This is a genomic window from Helicobacter pylori, from assembly GCA_008032955.1.
GTDB lineage: Bacteria > Campylobacterota > Campylobacteria > Campylobacterales > Helicobacteraceae > Helicobacter > Helicobacter pylori_DC.
Genome location: CP032046.1, coordinates 1,502,927 through 1,517,478, shown reverse-complemented (window position 1 = coordinate 1,517,478; position 14,552 = coordinate 1,502,927). Strand labels below are relative to the sequence as shown.

Genomic DNA, 14,552 nt, shown 5'->3' with positions numbered 1-14,552 from the left:
TTCCTTTATTGAATTTTATTTATTAAATCTTTTCATTAGGCGTTTTGATTCTGCCTGTTAAAATCGTCATCAACCCTTACAATATCGTCTTCGCCGACATACTCGCCCACTTGGACCTCTATGATAATCAAAGGGATTTTGCCATAATTAGCTAGGCGGTGTAGGGTGTTTTTAGGGATATAAGTGGACTCATTAGCTTGCAATTCAAACGATTGGTGATCCAACTCCACGCTCGCCATCCCGCTAATCACCACCCAGTGTTCGCTCCTGTGGAAATGCTTTTGCAAAGAAAGCCTTGCGTTTGGTTTGACTTCTAAAATCTTAACCTTGTAACAACCGCTCTCATGCAAGACTTCATAACTCCCCCAAGGGCGATACACTTTAGTGTGCGTTTGCAATAATTCCTGGTTATTTATTTCTATCTCGCTCACTAGGGCTTTTAAATCCTTAGCTTTGTCTTTATGAGCGACTAAAAGAGCGTCTTTAGTGTCAATGATCGCTAAATCCTCAACCCCTAAAAGAGCGCTCACTTTATGAGAAAACACTAAATTATTCTCGCTCTCTTTGGCAAAAATAGGCGTTTGATTCAAGCTGACATTTTCTTTAGACTCGTTAGCCGCTTCTTCAAAAAGGGCGTTAAAATTCCCTAAATCGCTCCATTTGGCGTTCAATTCTACCATTTTGATTTTGTGGCTTTGCTGCATTAAGGCTATATCAATACTCACGTCTTCTAAATCTTGCATGCTCTTTTCGCTCAAACGAGCGATCTTTTGTTCAAAAAAATACGCGTTTTCTAACGATTCAAACGCTCTTTCGCACCCCTTTAAAATAGTAGGGGCATGCTTTTTTAGTTCGTCTAAAAAAACGCCCGCTTGGAAAACAAACATGCCGCTATTGAAATAAAACCCTCCGCTTTTTTGAAACTCTATCGCTTTTTCTAGGCTTGGCTTTTCAATGAATCGCTTGACATCTAGAGCGTTAGGGCTTTCAATATACCCAAACTCGGTGTTGGGTTTTTCAATGCTAATCCCAAAAGTGACTAAAAAACCTTTTTGGGCTAAACCAATCGCTTTTTTTATCGCATTTTCATACGCTTGAAAGTCTTTAATCAGATGATCGCTTGGTGTAACGATGAGTAAATCTTCTTTATCGCTCATTAAAGCGCTCAAAGCAATGGCGTTAGCGGTGTTTTTACTCAAACTTTCTAGTAAAAAAACCACGCTCTTGTTTTTGATTTCGTTTTTTATTTCTTCTAGGGCTAAAAAATAATGCTTTTCATTGCACACGACGAGCGTTTCATCTACTAAGGAAGCGTTTCTTTTAAAACTCAATTCAAACAAGCTTTTATGATCAAAAAGCTTTAAAAATTGCTTAGGGTATAGGCTACGGCTTAAAGGCCATAAGCGTTTGCCGCTCCCCCCACTCAATAAGACATTTTTAATTTTCATGGGCTTTCTTGCTAGGCTCTCTTTTGTTTTTTAGGGTTATTATAGCGTTTTTAAACTGGCATTTTTGAGTCACTTCAAAAACTCAGCGATGACTTCATTCTCTCTGGGTATAGGGAAGAATATATCAGTATTGGGCGAAATGAAGACCCTACTCCCCTCTCTAATCACCACAATGGGGGCGATCTTGCTTTTGTCTCTTAAAATTTGATTGACCACTTGATTGATCCCCATGCCGCTTTGCCTCATCAATTGCAATAAAAGATAATCCCCAAAGAAATTAGTCACCTCTTCTTTATTGCCTCTGTTGTTTAAAGCCGAAGTGATCCCAATCAATAAGCCGTTAGTGAGCGTAGAAAGCAGTAACGGCACGCCATAGCGTTGGAAATTCCTTTCAATCAATTCCCCCACTAAGCCGTTATAGCCTTTAATGTCCGCCCCTTTAGCGTTAGTGAGCATGATATTGATGCCATGGGGAGTGATGATTCGACTCCATACAATATCCAGGCGGTATTCGCCCATTTTGTTATTGTTGCTGTAATAGCCTATGACTTTAGAGCCTTTGGGGATTAAGACGGCTTTGCCCATGTGAGCGAAAATATCGCTTTCCACTTGCGCGATGACTTTACCGGCGATCTGGCTAGAAATAGGTGTGATCAAAAAAGCGGGTATCATTTTGTCAGCTGTAATGGTGCGTAAAAGCTTGTTTTCATTAGTGGCGATGTCTTTTTCTTTAAGGTTAGTGAAACCATCAATGCCATTAGGGTTATCCATGGGGAAAATCAGGTTTTCTTCGTAATTTTTAGGGCTTTGTTTGAAAGGGGTGATGCGAGCGGCCAGTAAATCTAATTGCTTTAGAGAAAAATCTTTTTTAGGGGGGTTGTGTTTGTTTTTGGATCCATGGGCGGGCTAGTAAAAGTTTCTTCTTTGGAATGGTTCATTTCTTTGGAGTTTAGGGCTTTTAAAGCGGCTTTGAGCTGTTCTTGTAAGGCTTTAATGGTAGCATCTTTAGAGCTTTCTGTGTTAGTTGGCTGTGGGTTTTGAGTGAAGGTGTAGTCTTGTAAGGGGTATTTCACCTCATCGTCATTCAAAAGATTGGGTTGGTTATTTAGGGGGGCTTTTGGCTTTTGGTGGTAGATTAAAGAAAAGGTTATAATCGTTGCAAAACCCCCTACAAAAACAACCGCCCCTTTAATCCACTTATTCACCTTTGCTCCTTTTGACAAAACGGATGCACAGATAGTCCTTACCCAACCTTAAAGTCCATTTAGCCGAAACGTCTTCAGCGATAATGTAATCGCCCACAATCCTTGTATTCACCGGGTTATCATAGCCATCAACGACCTTATAAATCACCGGGAATTTAGAGAGCGCTAATCTTTTGTCAAATTTGAAATAAGTGAATTGCTTGTCGTTAAAAATTTCTTCAGGCATTAAGGAGAGTTTGGATTTTTTAGAACAAGCCCACAAACAATACCATTTCCTTTGAGAGCTTTTTAAAGCCTTATAGCCTTTTTGAATGTCTTTTTTAATAATTTTCATCGCGTTGGTGTTATCGCCAATAATTATAGTCTCTTCTTCTTTTTCTTTAGTTTCTTCTTTTTCTTCTTTTAAGGGTTCTTCTTTTAAGGGCTTGTTGTCGTTTGTGGGGGCGTTTTCAAGGGCATTTTCTTTATTTTCTTTTTGGGGCTTCAAAAAAGCGTTAGAATAATAATTTTTATCTTCTATGAAAACCTGTAAATTAGGGTGTTTGGAGCTAGTGAAAGTGGTAGAAAACACATAGAAAGAAAAAATCTTACCCTCATTATCAATCACGCTGATATTAGAATCCACGCCAATTTGTAGGGGTTTGATGAGCAAAATGCGATCGTTACTTTCTAAGATTTTTGCGTCAAAGCCCACCTTATCCCCTAAAACAAAATCGCTAATGGGTTTTGAAAAAAACAATAAGGTCGCCATCGCATAACGCAAGCGGATTTTATAGGTTTGCCCTTGAAAGTAATCAATGTTCAAAGTGTTGGACATTTTTGAGCGGTTTTTATCAAAAAAGCTCCCTTGAATGGCGTTTAAATCCTGCATGGGGTGGTTTAAATGCACCGGGGCTGTTTCGTTCGCTTCTTCTAAAAAATCATCGGCTTTTAAAGCGCTAAAAGCCAACAAAAAGCCCATGAGGGCATATAAAACCTTACGCATCAATCGCCCCTGTTAGTCGGCGCGATTTCAGTGATGCTGTAGCGAGTGATTTTAAAGCCGGTAGGGTTTTTAGGCATGGAAGCGTAATCAAAATCCGGGGTGTCAAACAGATAACTCAATACGATCTTATAACGCTTTTCATACACGAGCTTGTTTTCATTCGTTAGTTTAGCCGCAATGGAAACGCTCGCAATGGGGTTATTGTCTTGCTGATAGATCGCAATATTGACGATATGGACTTCTCTTTCTAAATGGCTTTGTGCATAGATGCTGTTTTGGGTTTTAATCAAATCTTCAAAGCGTTGCCACACCTTAGAACTGCTTTGCAAGCGCACCAGTTCATAGCGCGATTTATCGTCAATGCGGTTAATGCTCTCTCGGTTTAACACATACGCCCCAATGAGCGAACGAGCCAACGCTTCATTACTAGAAATGCTTTTATCCGCTCTTTGGATAATGGCGTAATGCTTGTCCTGGTTTAAAAAATCCACGAAATGGTGTTCGGTTTTTTGTAAGGGTAGAAGACTGATTAACACGATCGCTAAAATAAGAGCGATAAAACTCATCAAGCCTAAGAGCTTGTAAGCGATTTTCAAGCGGTTTCTCTCCAATCTGAACACGCTTTGCATGTCCAAATCACTTACCGAAAAACCAGAAAGCTTGTTTTCTAAATGCTTTTCTTGGTGGCTTAAAAGCTCTTCTAAATAGATCAATTGCTCGCTATTGAAAGGCTTTTCTCTCATGCGAGATTTAACCTGTTTTCATACAATGTGCAAGGGCTTTTTTTCATCTCATGCACCTTACTGGTGCAACCAAAAAACACAAGTCCCATGATAACAAAAAAATTCTCATTAAATTCCTATTTATTTAAATTTCATTTTTTGTATTTATTGTATCCTTTTTAACCTTTTTTTGCTTGAAATTTGGGATTTTTACATCTAATTGAGTGGTTTCTACCTTAAATGTGGGGGAATGCGTTTCTTTTTCTTTAGAAACGCTACCGCTTGTAGAAGTAGAAACGCTAGAGGGAGCGAGCGAGGTCGTGATGTATTGTAAGGAATTAAGGGCGTTTTGGCTGAGGTTGGCACTCAAATTGGTGGCGAGTTTGTAAGTTTCTTTAAGGCTGTTTTGCACCCTAAACAAAGCGTTGATGAAAAAAGGCACGCCTATGATAAAAACGCAACACAAAAATAACGCTACCATCAATAAAAGGCTTAAGTCTTGTTTTTCTTGCATATGAGCGTCTATTAAAGCCTTAGTAACCGACACGTTCAAAAACCCCACCAACAACAAAAAAGGCTTGTAAAACCCAAGAGCGAAGCACTTTTTTAGGCATATAACCACAACGCTCCTCCAGGTTTTGAAAAACCCAAACGCTAAAAACAGCGCCCCTAAAGAACACCACACATGCACTTCCAAATACACTAAAATGATAATCGCAAACAGAACGCTTAAAAAAAGCGCTTGCAAGATGCTTAAAAAAAGCCACACAGACATTTCATTATGGCTCAAATCGCTGATAAAACTAAGGGCATAAAAACCATGATTAAAGATAAAATCTAAAGAAAGCGCATGGTTAGAAAAGTTACTCAAGCTTTGAGAAAGGCTTTGTGTGATCATGTTAGGTGCAATAAAAATAGCGTTTTGAAACAATTCATAAAAGCGCGAAGGGTTTTTTAAAGCGTAATTAAACAGTGCAAAAAACCCCACAAACAATAACGCTTCTGTTAGCGCGCTAGCGCTGAAAAAATTCTGTTCTTTCAAACTCCTATAAGCAAAGAGCATGAACGCCAAAGCGACCACGCTATTAAACACCAATTGTGCATGCAAAGTGTAGAGGAAAAATTCAGCGAAACGCCCTAAAATCGCCGTGAGAGGCGTGATAAACCAAGAAAGGATAATCTCATAAGCGTCATTTTTCATCAATGTTTCAACGGACTTTAATGTAAAATTCAAAGCCTTTACGCCAGACTAATAATTCAATTTTAGGCGCACTTAACGCTTCTCTTAAAGCTTTCGGGTTGGACGCTACATTTTTACGATTCACCCATAAAATCCTATCCCCAAGCTTTAAAAAATCCAAGCCTTTGGGCAAATGACTGCCTATTTTAGTGATAATGAAACGCTCATCTAAAGCGATGCCATAGCGCTCTAAAAAAGTGTCTTTGAGTAAAAACCCCCCATAACGCTTATTGACTTTGAGCGTTACTTCTTTGATTTTGTGGTTTCGTTTGATTCTCACTTTTACAAGGCTTTGGTATTTAAGATTGCTCACCACCCATTCAAACTCCGCTAACGAATGGATCTTGTAATCATTGATTGCTAGGATTTCATCGTTTTTTAAAAAAGGGTTTTTAGGGAAAAAGGGATCAAATTGCACTACCACTAAACGCTTATGATGTTCTTCTAAACGCACCCCAATATCCCCATAATAAGGCTCTTTTTGGTTTAAAAAGCGCTTGATAAATTTCGTTTCTATAAAGCCATTCCCCCCTATTCCTAGCCCTAACATTTGATAGCAAATATTGCTGATAACGCCATTTTTTTGAGTCTTTTGCGAAATTTGAGCGTAGCGATCATAGCCTTTTTGCCCTACCAATAATCGCGCTTCTGTGGCTTGATTAGTCCCTATACTAGCCATGGGTCTTATAAGGGCGTCTTTGTCTAAATCCCTTAATGTATAAACATACTCGCTTGGCGCGCCTTGCAACAAATACAGCCCTACAAAGGGATCGGATTTGATGACTTTAGCGTGTTTAGGGTAGGTTTTAGAATAATACAAATACACGCCTCTAGGCAACTCCTTTAAAGCCACGCCTCCATTTTGAAGGCTCGCTTTTTTAAAAAACGCTTGACAATGCTTGAAATCATAAGCCCCTAAGCCATTCAAAAAAAACCATAGAACGATAAAGGCTTTGTGAAGCATCACAATTTAGCAAAATTCCCTAGCATGTTAAAGGCTAAATTCTTTCGGTTTTCTTCTACGGCTTTATACCCATCATTCAAAGCGCTCATCAAATAGATTTGCATCGCCTCTTTATCTTCTAACAGGCTGTCATCAATTTGCAAATCCACTAATTCCCCCAACCCATTAAAACTCACGCTCACCATTCCCCCACCGCTTTTGGAAGTGTGGATCGTGTCTTTATTCTTTTCTTCTAGTTGGGAAAACTCTTTTTTCATGCCGTCTAACAACCCGCTTAACCCGCCCAATTGACTAAAATCCATCTCTAACCCTTTTCTAAAATTTCATTCTTTTCATTGACTAATACAATGCATGGCTTGTGCGCATTGATTTCATCTTCATTCATGTTCGCATAAGCTAAAATGATCACCACATCGCCTATGGCCACTTTTCTGGCCGCTGCGCCATTGACGCAAATTTCGCCCTTTTTTTTCCCTAAAATCACATAGGTGCTGAAGCGTTCGCCGTTATTGACATCCACGATTTCTACTTTCATGCCCTCTCTAAGCCTGGCGAGCTTGGCTAAATCCTCATCTATGGTGATCGAGCCTATATAATTGAGGTTAGCGTCTGTGATAGTAGCCCTATGGATTTTACTATAAAGCATTTCAAAAGTCATTTTCTTTCACCTTTTGCACACGCTTGATTTCTTTTAAAACCAATTGGTTTTTTTCTAGCAAGCAAGCGATCTTACAAGGTTTTTTAAGCGATTGCAAGAGCAGTAGATCGCTTAATGGGGTTTTGATCTCATTGTGAATGATTTTTTTAATTTCTCTCGCTCCTAAAGTCGTTTGGTAGCTTTTTTGCGCGATGCATTTCAAAACTTCTTTATGGAATTTTAAGGCTATGTCTTGCTCTAGCGCTAGGGCTTTTAATTTGTCTAATTCCACAGAAACAATGCGTTCAAAATCCTCCAAACTGAGCACGTTAAACGGCACGATCGCATCAATCCTGGATCGTAATTCAGGGGTTAAAAGCTCTTTAACGGCTCTATCATACTTGGTGTTTTTAGTGCTAAAAAACCCTAGCGTATCCTTATCCTTACTCCCCACATTTGAAGTCATAATCAAAATCACATGCTTAAAACTCGCCTGATTGCCTAAATTATCGCTCAAAGTGGCGTTATCCATCACTTGCAACAACAAATCATACACATTAGAGTGGGCCTTTTCTATCTCATCTAAAAGCAACAAACAATGCGGGTGCTTTTTAATCGCATTCACCAACAACCCCCCTTGCTCAAACCCCACATAACCGCTAGGACTCCCGATGAGCTTTGCCACGCTATGGGCTTCTTTGTATTCGCTCATGTCAAAGCGTTCAAAATGCAAATTCAAATTCAAGGCCAATTCTTTAGCCAATTCTGTTTTCCCCACCCCACTAGGCCCCACGAATAAAAAGCTCCCCACAGGCTTATTTTTTGCAGAAAGCCCGCAATGCTGGATTTTAATCGCATTGCTGACAAGACTGATCGCTTCGGTTTGGGCAAAAATCTTATTTTTAAGCGATTTTTCTAAATTCCTTAAAAGGGCTTTTTTATCGCTGCTCAAACGCATTTTGGGGATTTTAAGCTTGAGAGCGAGCGTTTCTTTCACGTCATCAACGCTGATTTTTTTGCCCTTTTTAGGGTTGATTTTTTTCCTCGATCCCACCTCATCTAATAATTCAATCGCTTTATCCGGCAAGAATTTATCATGCATGTGATCACTCGTTAAATCCACGCATGCCTTAAACACGCTCTCATCATAACGCACCTGGTGGTGCTCTTCATAAAGAGGAGCGATCTTTTTTAAAATCAAGTAACACGCCTCTTTAGAAGGCTCTTCAACTTTTATGACTGAAAAACGCCTGTTAAAAGCCTTGTCTTTTTCAAACACGCTGCGGTATTCTTCAAAAGTGGTCGCTCCTAAACATTTCAAGCTCCCATCCGTTAAAACCGGTTTTAATATGTTCGCCGCATCCAAGCTCCCAGCGTTACTACTCCCTGCGCCTAAAAGGGTGTGGATTTCATCAATGAATAAAATGATGCGGCCGTTTTGTTGGATTTCTTTGAGCGTTTTTTTCAAGCGTTTTTCAAAATCCCCTCTGTATTTTGCCCCAGCCACCATTAAAGCCAAATCCAAAGAATAAACCTCATATTCTTGCAAAAATTCCGGCACTTCTTTTTGAGCGATTTTTAAAGCCAAAGCTTCAGCGATAGAGGTTTTCCCAACGCCCGCTTCGCCAATTAAAAGCGGGTTATTCTTTTTTCTGCGCCCTAAAATTTCTATCACTCTTAAAATCTCTTCTTCTCTGCCAATGACTGGATCTAAAGCGTTCTCTTGAGCTAAAGCGCTCAAATTTTTAGTGTATTTTTTAGGGGAGTGTTTTTGGGCGCTTCTTCATTATCATTAATGTCATTAGGAATACCATGGTTATCCAAATCCAATAAAGCAGGATTAGAATACAAATGAGCGATGCCAAAACTATCCATGAGTTTTGAAGCGTAACAATCGGGGTGATCCAGCATTAAAATAAGCAATTCTTCCACGCCCACGCTCTCAAAACAACTCGCATACATTCTTTTAAGCATTCTTAATAGCACAAAACTCCTAGCAGGCATTTTGGCTGGATCGCTCTTTAAAGGCACATATTGCAACAAATAGTCTTTAAGGATTTGTTTTAATTTATCATAGTCATCTCTTTCTAAAGCGCCAATAATCTTTGCCCCGCTCTCATGTTCTAAAATGACTAGTAGCACATGCTCTGTGGTGCAAAGGGCGTGGTTAAGATCCAAGGCTAAATTTAAAGCTTGGTTGAGAACTTCATTGAGATCTTGATTGAATTTAGCCATTATTTTATCTCTTCTACCAATAATTTTAAGGGGAATTCTAACGCTCTGGCCTTATCCCTAACCCATGCTGCCCTATGCCTGGCAATATCATAAGGATAGACGCCACAAACCCCACAGCCATCACGATGGATGCTTGATGTGAGGGCTTTGGCCTCTTCTAAAGACTTGTCAAAAAAATCCCTCAAAGCAGAGATGACAAATTCCGCTGTCGTAATGGGGTCATCAACCATGATCACTTGCGCCATGGTGGGGGTGGGTATGTTATACATTTTCATGCCGTTCATGCCGCTTATCCATGCTACTTGGCGATCACAACAGGGATACTGGATTGTTCAACCAAGCTATTTTGGTGTGAAATGAACAAACGATACAACAAATTGGATTCGCTCGCCCCGATCAATAACAAATCATAATCCTTAGCCATATCCAAGACCACGTCAATCAAATCACCGCTTTTTAAAACGCTCTCGCACTCTATATTTTCTTTTTTGAAAGCGTCTTCAAATTGCTTTAACAAAGCCTTAGCTTTTTCTTCTTCTAAGGCTTCTGTTTGGCCGTAATCCATCATCCCGCTTTCGCTATAAATAAACACTTCCATGCTCACATGCAACAAGGTGAAACGGACCTCTTTAAGCGAATGGGCTAATTTGACAGCGAATTTAATAGCGTTATAACATTCTTGCGTGTCGCTAATCCCAAATAAAATATTCATAAGAACCAACCTTAAATGAAGTTTTGATATTATACCAAATAAACCCTAATGACCCGCTGAAAGCTCAAAGATAAAGCGCTACAATCTCGTTTAAAGAAAAGGACACAAAATGTTATTGAATTACGACTTTTTAGAATTTGTTGATGATGAACCTAAAAGACTTCCTACTTTGACTGCATCTATTGATAAAGCGTTAGCGGACAAGAAATTAGCTAGACAAAATAAACCTAAAGTGAGAGTGAAAGACAACTTATCTTTAAGCGAAACTTTAGACGCTTATGGCAGGGAACTCTCACGACTTAAAAACCAACAAGAGACTATTAAAGCTTCCACGATTGAGAGCGCTAATCTCAATAGCATTGTCAATAAAATCAAAAGCGGACTACCTTTTGGGACTATCTCTGCGTTTAGACCTTTTAAACCTGCCTTTGAAAAGGACTTTACTGAAGAGGAACGAGAAAAACTAGTTGAAGCTTATAAGAGCGGTTATAAGACATCTCAACTAGACAAAGTATCTAAAAATTGGAATGATGACCCTAACTCCATAGATGCTTCTTATCTTGCTGACGCCTTTTTGAGAGAGTATAGGACTATCGCTCTCAAACTATCCACAGCATTAGGCAAGTCTTTTATTAGCAAATTCTTAAACCCTAAAAGTGAAACCACAATGAAAGACCTTATGTCTAGTAAAGAATTTGTCGCAAGATACCTCTACACTCAAAAAGACAATATGGAAAGGACACGACAGCTAAAAGGACTATTGGATAGTAAGCGAAATTTCATTGGTTATATTCAAGTAATCGGTTATTGGAAAGAAAGCTTAAAAGACGACATTATCCCTGATAAAGAGACTAGCTTTTTCGTGTTTGTCAATGAACCTAGTAGCACATTTTATTTAAGAAATCATTTGTTATTATGGGCGAGACAATTCAATCAAGCGGCGATTTGTTATTGTGAAAATAGTGTCTATAATAACAAAGACAGATACTATGTGGAATTGGTGAATGCTACACCAAAAAGATTTGGTAAGGTAGAGGCTAAATTTACCGACATCACATTCTCTGTCCCTAGCAAATTACCAAATTCTCTCACAAGGCTAAAAAATAAAGTCTATACATTCTTTGATAAAAACCCTGAAAAAGACAATTATGGTATAGCTTTTAAAGACATTGTTAAGACACAAATCAAAGCAACTTATATGCCCTACACTATTGGCAACCTTACAGACACATTTGAAAATGAAATTAAAGGATTTATTAAAAGGACACAAAGTAGGCTTCGTGCGTATGGGTATCCCAAGACTTTCAATGTTGATGAGATAGAAAATTGGGAGCAACAAGCAATTAAAACAAGAGAACAACGAAAATGTGCTATGAGTAAAAGATTTAGACAAAGCTACAACCATAACATTAAAGTCAATAACCTTGTTAAAGCTTTAAGACAAGGCAAAAAAGTGAGTAGGACATTGATTGCTAACACCATTGACACCGATGCAGGTTATTGCTTTATCTCAGATTTAGCGACACAACTTGATAGCATCAGCCCTAGACTATCTAAAAGCATCGTAACAGCGATAGAGCAAGCAGAGGGAATTAGACTACTCTATGCGTTAATTGACAAGGTTACCTATAACTCGCTCCACAATACCTTGAATTTCATTTTTGATATTGATAACCCTTTAAGCAACCAAGAGTTTGAGGAGTTGGTGATTGAAGTTCCAAGAGAAGCGCTAAAGAATGTGAAGTTACCACAAATCAAAAATGTATTGACTTCTCAAATCTTTGATGGTGCTTATCAGTTTAAAAGTTAAACCATGCTCTTTATCAGCGCGACTAACACCAATGCCGGAAAAACCACATGCGCTAGGCTCTTAGCAAAATATTGCAACGCTTGTGGCGTTAAAACGATTTTATTAAAGCCCATTGAAACGGGCGTTAATGACGCCATTAACCACTCTAGCGACGCGCATCTGTTCTTGCAAGATAACCGCCTTTTGGATCGCTCTTTAACCTTAAAAGACATTTCATTCTATCGTTATCATAAAGCTTCAGCCCCCCTCATCGCCCAACAAGAAGAAGATCCAAACGCCCCCATTGACACCAATCATTTAACCCAACGCCTTCACAATTTCACCAAAACTTACGATTTAGTCATCGTTGAAGGGGCTGGAGGGTTATGCGTGCCTATCAATTTAAAAGAAAACATGCTGGATTTGGCCCTAAAATTAAAAGCCAAAATGCTTTTGATTAGCCATGACAATTTGGGCTTAATCAATGATTGTTTGTTGAATGACTTTTTATTGAAATCCCACCAACTAGACTATAAAATCGCTATCAATTTGAGAGAAAACAACACCGCTTTTTACAGCATCAGTTTGCCCTATATTGAGCTTTTTAATAAACGCTCCAATAACCCCATTGTGATTTTCCAACAAAGCCTAAAAGAATTAATGAGCTTTGCCCTTAAATAAAGTGCAAACAGAACGCACACTGATAAAAAAGCCCCCTAACAGCAAAGCGTATAAAATCCAGCTAAAAATGGGCTTTGAAATGTCAGTGCTCTCTTTTAAGGGCTTTAAAAAAATCACATTAGGGAACATGTTAAACAAATTGATCCGCCAGCCATAGTATTTCACTTCCACTTGCTGATTGACTAAACTTTGAGCGAGGGCTGAAATATCAGCCGAATTAAACTTAAAATAAAAAGGGAAGCTAAAGCGTGTGTCTTCGTTACGATAAACGGTTACGCTTTTTTTATCTTCAGGGTCGTAAGTTTGCACAAAATAGACATCTCTAGCAAGGGTTTTTACTTCCTTATTATTGGGCGCGTTTTCATTTTCATTCATTCTTTTGACTTCCACCCCACTAATGACAGCCGCGCTATAATGGGGCATGCAATAGCTCACCAAAAGCATGAGCACTAAAAAGATCGCCGTTAAAATGAACAAAACCACATTACGCACAAATTTTATCAACTTCATTCCTTATGATAGTATTAGCCTTTTTTTCGCATTCAAACACCAGATCCTAAAAAACGCTCTTTCACATGTTTTCAATCATCACGCTAGCGAATTCAGAGCATTTCACTTCTTTAGCCCCATCCATTAAACGAGCGAAATCGTAAGTTACTTTCTTGCTTTTAATCGCTTTTTCCATCGCAGAGACGATCAAATCAGCCGCTTCCACCCAGCCCATATGCCTTAACATCATTTCCGCACTCAAAATAATAGACCCCGGATTGACTTTATCCAGCCCAGCGTATTTAGGAGCGGTGCCATGGGTAGCTTCAAACATGCCCACCGTGTCATTGAGGTTAGCCCCAGGAGCGATACCAATACCCCCCACCATCGCCGCTAACGCATCAGAGATATAATCCCCATTCAAATTCATGGTCGCAATGACGCTGTATTCGCTAGGGCGCAAGAGAATTTGTTGCAAAAACGCGTCAGCGATCATGTCTTTAATGATGATTTCTTTACCGGTTTTAGGGTTTTTCAAAGAACACCATGGGCCTTTATCAATGACTTGAGCGTTAAATTCTTTTTGAGCGAGCGCATAGCCCCATTTCATGAACGCCCCTTCGGTGTATTTCATGATATTGCCTTTATGCACAAAAGTTACGCTTGGCTTGTCGTTATCAATAGCGTATTCAATCGCTTTCCTAACCAGCCTCTCTGTGCCTTCCTTACTAATGGGTTTTACCCCTATGCCGCTGCTTTCAGGGAAGCGGATTTTTTTAACCTTTAGTTCATTTTGTAAAAAATGGATGAGTTTTTTCGCTTCCGCACTGCCTTCTTGCCATTCAATACCCGCATAAATGTCTTCAGAATTTTCTCTAAAAATCACCATATCCACTTTTTGTGGTTCTTTCACCGGGCTAGGACTCCCATACCACCTTACCGGTCTCAAGCACACATACAAGTCCATTTTTTGGCGTAACGCCACATTCAAAGATCTAAACCCTTCACCAATAGGCGTGGTCAAAGGCCCTTTAATAGAGACTTTATAATGGTTGATCGCTTCAATAGTGTCCGGCAAGAGCCATTGCTCTTCAGGGCTTAATTCCTTATGATCTTTAAATTGTTGATAGCATTTTTCGCCCACAAACACTTCATACCATGCGATTTTTTTCTCGCCTTTATACGCTTTTTGAACCGCACTATCCACGACTTTAATCATCGCTGGGGTAATGTCTGATCCAATGCCATCGCCCTCAATGAAAGGGATAATGGGGTGGTTTGGCACATGCAATTTGTTGTCTTTAATCGTAATTTCTTCGCCCTCTTTAGGCTTTTGTAAAATTTTAGGGTTGTAAGCCATTGTTTATCCTTATTTCTAAAGTTTGAGTAACTATACTAGCGCAAAAATACTATATAACCCCTAAAAATCTTTTTTTTTTTGAATG

The 14,552-nt window shown here is 39.2% G+C and carries 14 protein-coding genes and 2 pseudogenes; 2 read left to right on the top strand and 14 right to left on the bottom strand.

The genetic code is table 11. From position 1 onward, the window contains the following. Window positions 1-35: 35 nt before the first annotated feature. From D2C72_07455 to D2C72_07400, 12 genes and pseudogenes are all read right to left on the bottom strand, one after another. Window positions 36-1,448: a mannose-1-phosphate guanylyltransferase/mannose-6-phosphate isomerase gene (locus D2C72_07455; protein QEF44051.1), complete on the bottom strand. Its 1,413-nt coding sequence runs from the start codon at window positions 1,446-1,448 to the stop codon at window positions 36-38. A gap of 69 nt (window positions 1,449-1,517) precedes the next feature. After that, a pseudogene (locus D2C72_07450) lies at window positions 1,518-2,653 on the bottom strand (TrbI/VirB10 family protein). Beyond that, window positions 2,646-3,638, bottom strand: coding sequence for a conjugal transfer protein (locus D2C72_07445; protein QEF44050.1), 993 nt, complete (start codon window positions 3,636-3,638; stop codon window positions 2,646-2,648). Before D2C72_07445 ends, D2C72_07450 begins: the two are co-directional and overlap by 8 nt. Continuing rightward, window positions 3,638-4,381, bottom strand: coding sequence for a virB8 family protein (locus D2C72_07440; GenBank protein ID QEF44049.1), 744 nt, complete (start codon window positions 4,379-4,381; stop codon window positions 3,638-3,640). Before D2C72_07440 ends, D2C72_07445 begins: the two co-directional genes overlap by 1 nt. Further along, window positions 4,378-4,470: a comB7 lipoprotein gene (locus D2C72_07435; protein QEF44048.1), complete on the bottom strand. Its 93-nt coding sequence runs from the start codon at window positions 4,468-4,470 to the stop codon at window positions 4,378-4,380. The genes D2C72_07440 and D2C72_07435 overlap by 4 nt, the downstream gene beginning before the upstream one ends. 35 nt (window positions 4,471-4,505) lie before the next feature. Beyond that, the gene (locus D2C72_07430; GenBank protein ID QEF44047.1) at window positions 4,506-5,561 is read right to left on the bottom strand and encodes a P-type conjugative transfer protein TrbL; all 1,056 of its coding nucleotides are present in this window, start codon (window positions 5,559-5,561) and stop codon (window positions 4,506-4,508) included. 7 nt (window positions 5,562-5,568) lie between these two features. Then, window positions 5,569-6,564: a PDZ domain-containing protein gene (locus D2C72_07425; protein ID QEF44046.1), complete on the bottom strand. Its 996-nt coding sequence runs from the start codon at window positions 6,562-6,564 to the stop codon at window positions 5,569-5,571. After that, entirely contained in the window at window positions 6,564-6,866 is a 303-nt protein-coding gene (locus D2C72_07420) for a nucleoid-associated protein, YbaB/EbfC family (protein QEF44045.1), read from the bottom strand. The genes D2C72_07425 and D2C72_07420 overlap by 1 nt, the downstream gene beginning before the upstream one ends. 2 nt (window positions 6,867-6,868) lie before the next feature. Continuing rightward, entirely contained in the window at window positions 6,869-7,222 is a 354-nt protein-coding gene (gene panD, locus D2C72_07415) for an aspartate 1-decarboxylase (GenBank protein ID QEF44044.1), read from the bottom strand. Continuing rightward, window positions 7,212-9,436: pseudogene (locus D2C72_07410) on the bottom strand (ATP-dependent Clp protease ATP-binding subunit). The gene panD and the pseudogene D2C72_07410 overlap by 11 nt, the downstream one beginning before the upstream one ends. Continuing rightward, entirely contained in the window at window positions 9,436-9,711 is a 276-nt protein-coding gene (locus tag D2C72_07405; GenBank protein QEF44206.1) for an ATP-dependent Clp protease adaptor ClpS, read from the bottom strand. The pseudogene D2C72_07410 and the gene D2C72_07405 overlap by 1 nt, the downstream one beginning before the upstream one ends. A gap of 23 nt (window positions 9,712-9,734) precedes the next feature. After that, window positions 9,735-10,148: a universal stress protein gene (locus D2C72_07400; protein QEF44043.1), complete on the bottom strand. Its 414-nt coding sequence runs from the start codon at window positions 10,146-10,148 to the stop codon at window positions 9,735-9,737. Between the two features lie 109 nt (window positions 10,149-10,257). Between D2C72_07400 and D2C72_07395 the strand changes: the two genes are divergently transcribed. Together D2C72_07395 and bioD are read left to right on the top strand one after the other, a co-directional pair. Then, on the top strand, window positions 10,258-11,958 hold the full coding sequence (locus D2C72_07395) for a hypothetical protein (GenBank protein QEF44042.1): 1,701 nt from the start codon (window positions 10,258-10,260) through the stop codon (window positions 11,956-11,958). 3 nt (window positions 11,959-11,961) lie between these two features. Further along, window positions 11,962-12,618 carry a dethiobiotin synthase gene (bioD, locus tag D2C72_07390; protein QEF44041.1) on the top strand — a complete coding sequence of 219 codons (657 nt, stop codon included), beginning with the start codon at window positions 11,962-11,964 and terminating at the stop codon, window positions 12,616-12,618. On the opposite strand, the gene D2C72_07385 is transcribed toward bioD, so the two are convergent. Further along, the gene (locus D2C72_07385; GenBank protein QEF44040.1) at window positions 12,595-13,128 is read right to left on the bottom strand and encodes a DUF1523 family protein; all 534 of its coding nucleotides are present in this window, start codon (window positions 13,126-13,128) and stop codon (window positions 12,595-12,597) included. The two genes, bioD and D2C72_07385, sit on opposite strands and share 24 nt — an antisense overlap. Window positions 13,129-13,189: 61 nt before the next feature. Then, window positions 13,190-14,467, bottom strand: coding sequence for an isocitrate dehydrogenase (NADP(+)) (icd, locus tag D2C72_07380; GenBank protein QEF44039.1), 1,278 nt, complete (start codon window positions 14,465-14,467; stop codon window positions 13,190-13,192). Between the last annotated feature and the right edge of the window lie 85 nt (window positions 14,468-14,552).

Excerpts from the sequence above, each read along its gene's own strand:
- D2C72_07430 (QEF44047.1), bottom strand. The coding sequence starts at position 5,561 with ATGAAAAATGACGCTTATGAGATTATCCTTTCTTGGTTTATCACGCCT.
- icd (QEF44039.1), bottom strand. The coding sequence starts at position 14,467 with ATGGCTTACAACCCTAAAATTTTACAAAAGCCTAAAGAGGGCGAAGAA.
- D2C72_07395 (QEF44042.1), top strand. The coding sequence starts at position 10,258 with ATGTTATTGAATTACGACTTTTTAGAATTTGTTGATGATGAACCTAAA.
- D2C72_07425 (QEF44046.1), bottom strand. The coding sequence starts at position 6,564 with ATGCTTCACAAAGCCTTTATCGTTCTATGGTTTTTTTTGAATGGCTTA.
- D2C72_07440 (QEF44049.1), bottom strand. The coding sequence starts at position 4,381 with ATGAGAGAAAAGCCTTTCAATAGCGAGCAATTGATCTATTTAGAAGAG.
- D2C72_07445 (QEF44050.1), bottom strand. The coding sequence starts at position 3,638 with ATGCGTAAGGTTTTATATGCCCTCATGGGCTTTTTGTTGGCTTTTAGC.
- D2C72_07385 (QEF44040.1), bottom strand. The coding sequence starts at position 13,128 with ATGAAGTTGATAAAATTTGTGCGTAATGTGGTTTTGTTCATTTTAACG.
- D2C72_07400 (QEF44043.1), bottom strand. The coding sequence starts at position 10,148 with ATGAATATTTTATTTGGGATTAGCGACACGCAAGAATGTTATAACGCT.
- panD (QEF44044.1), bottom strand. The coding sequence starts at position 7,222 with ATGACTTTTGAAATGCTTTATAGTAAAATCCATAGGGCTACTATCACA.
- D2C72_07455 (QEF44051.1), bottom strand. The coding sequence starts at position 1,448 with ATGAAAATTAAAAATGTCTTATTGAGTGGGGGGAGCGGCAAACGCTTA.
- D2C72_07435 (QEF44048.1), bottom strand. The coding sequence starts at position 4,470 with ATGGGACTTGTGTTTTTTGGTTGCACCAGTAAGGTGCATGAGATGAAA.
- bioD (QEF44041.1), top strand. The coding sequence starts at position 11,962 with ATGCTCTTTATCAGCGCGACTAACACCAATGCCGGAAAAACCACATGC.
- D2C72_07405 (QEF44206.1), bottom strand. The coding sequence starts at position 9,711 with ATGAAAATGTATAACATACCCACCCCCACCATGGCGCAAGTGATCATG.
- D2C72_07420 (QEF44045.1), bottom strand. The coding sequence starts at position 6,866 with ATGGATTTTAGTCAATTGGGCGGGTTAAGCGGGTTGTTAGACGGCATG.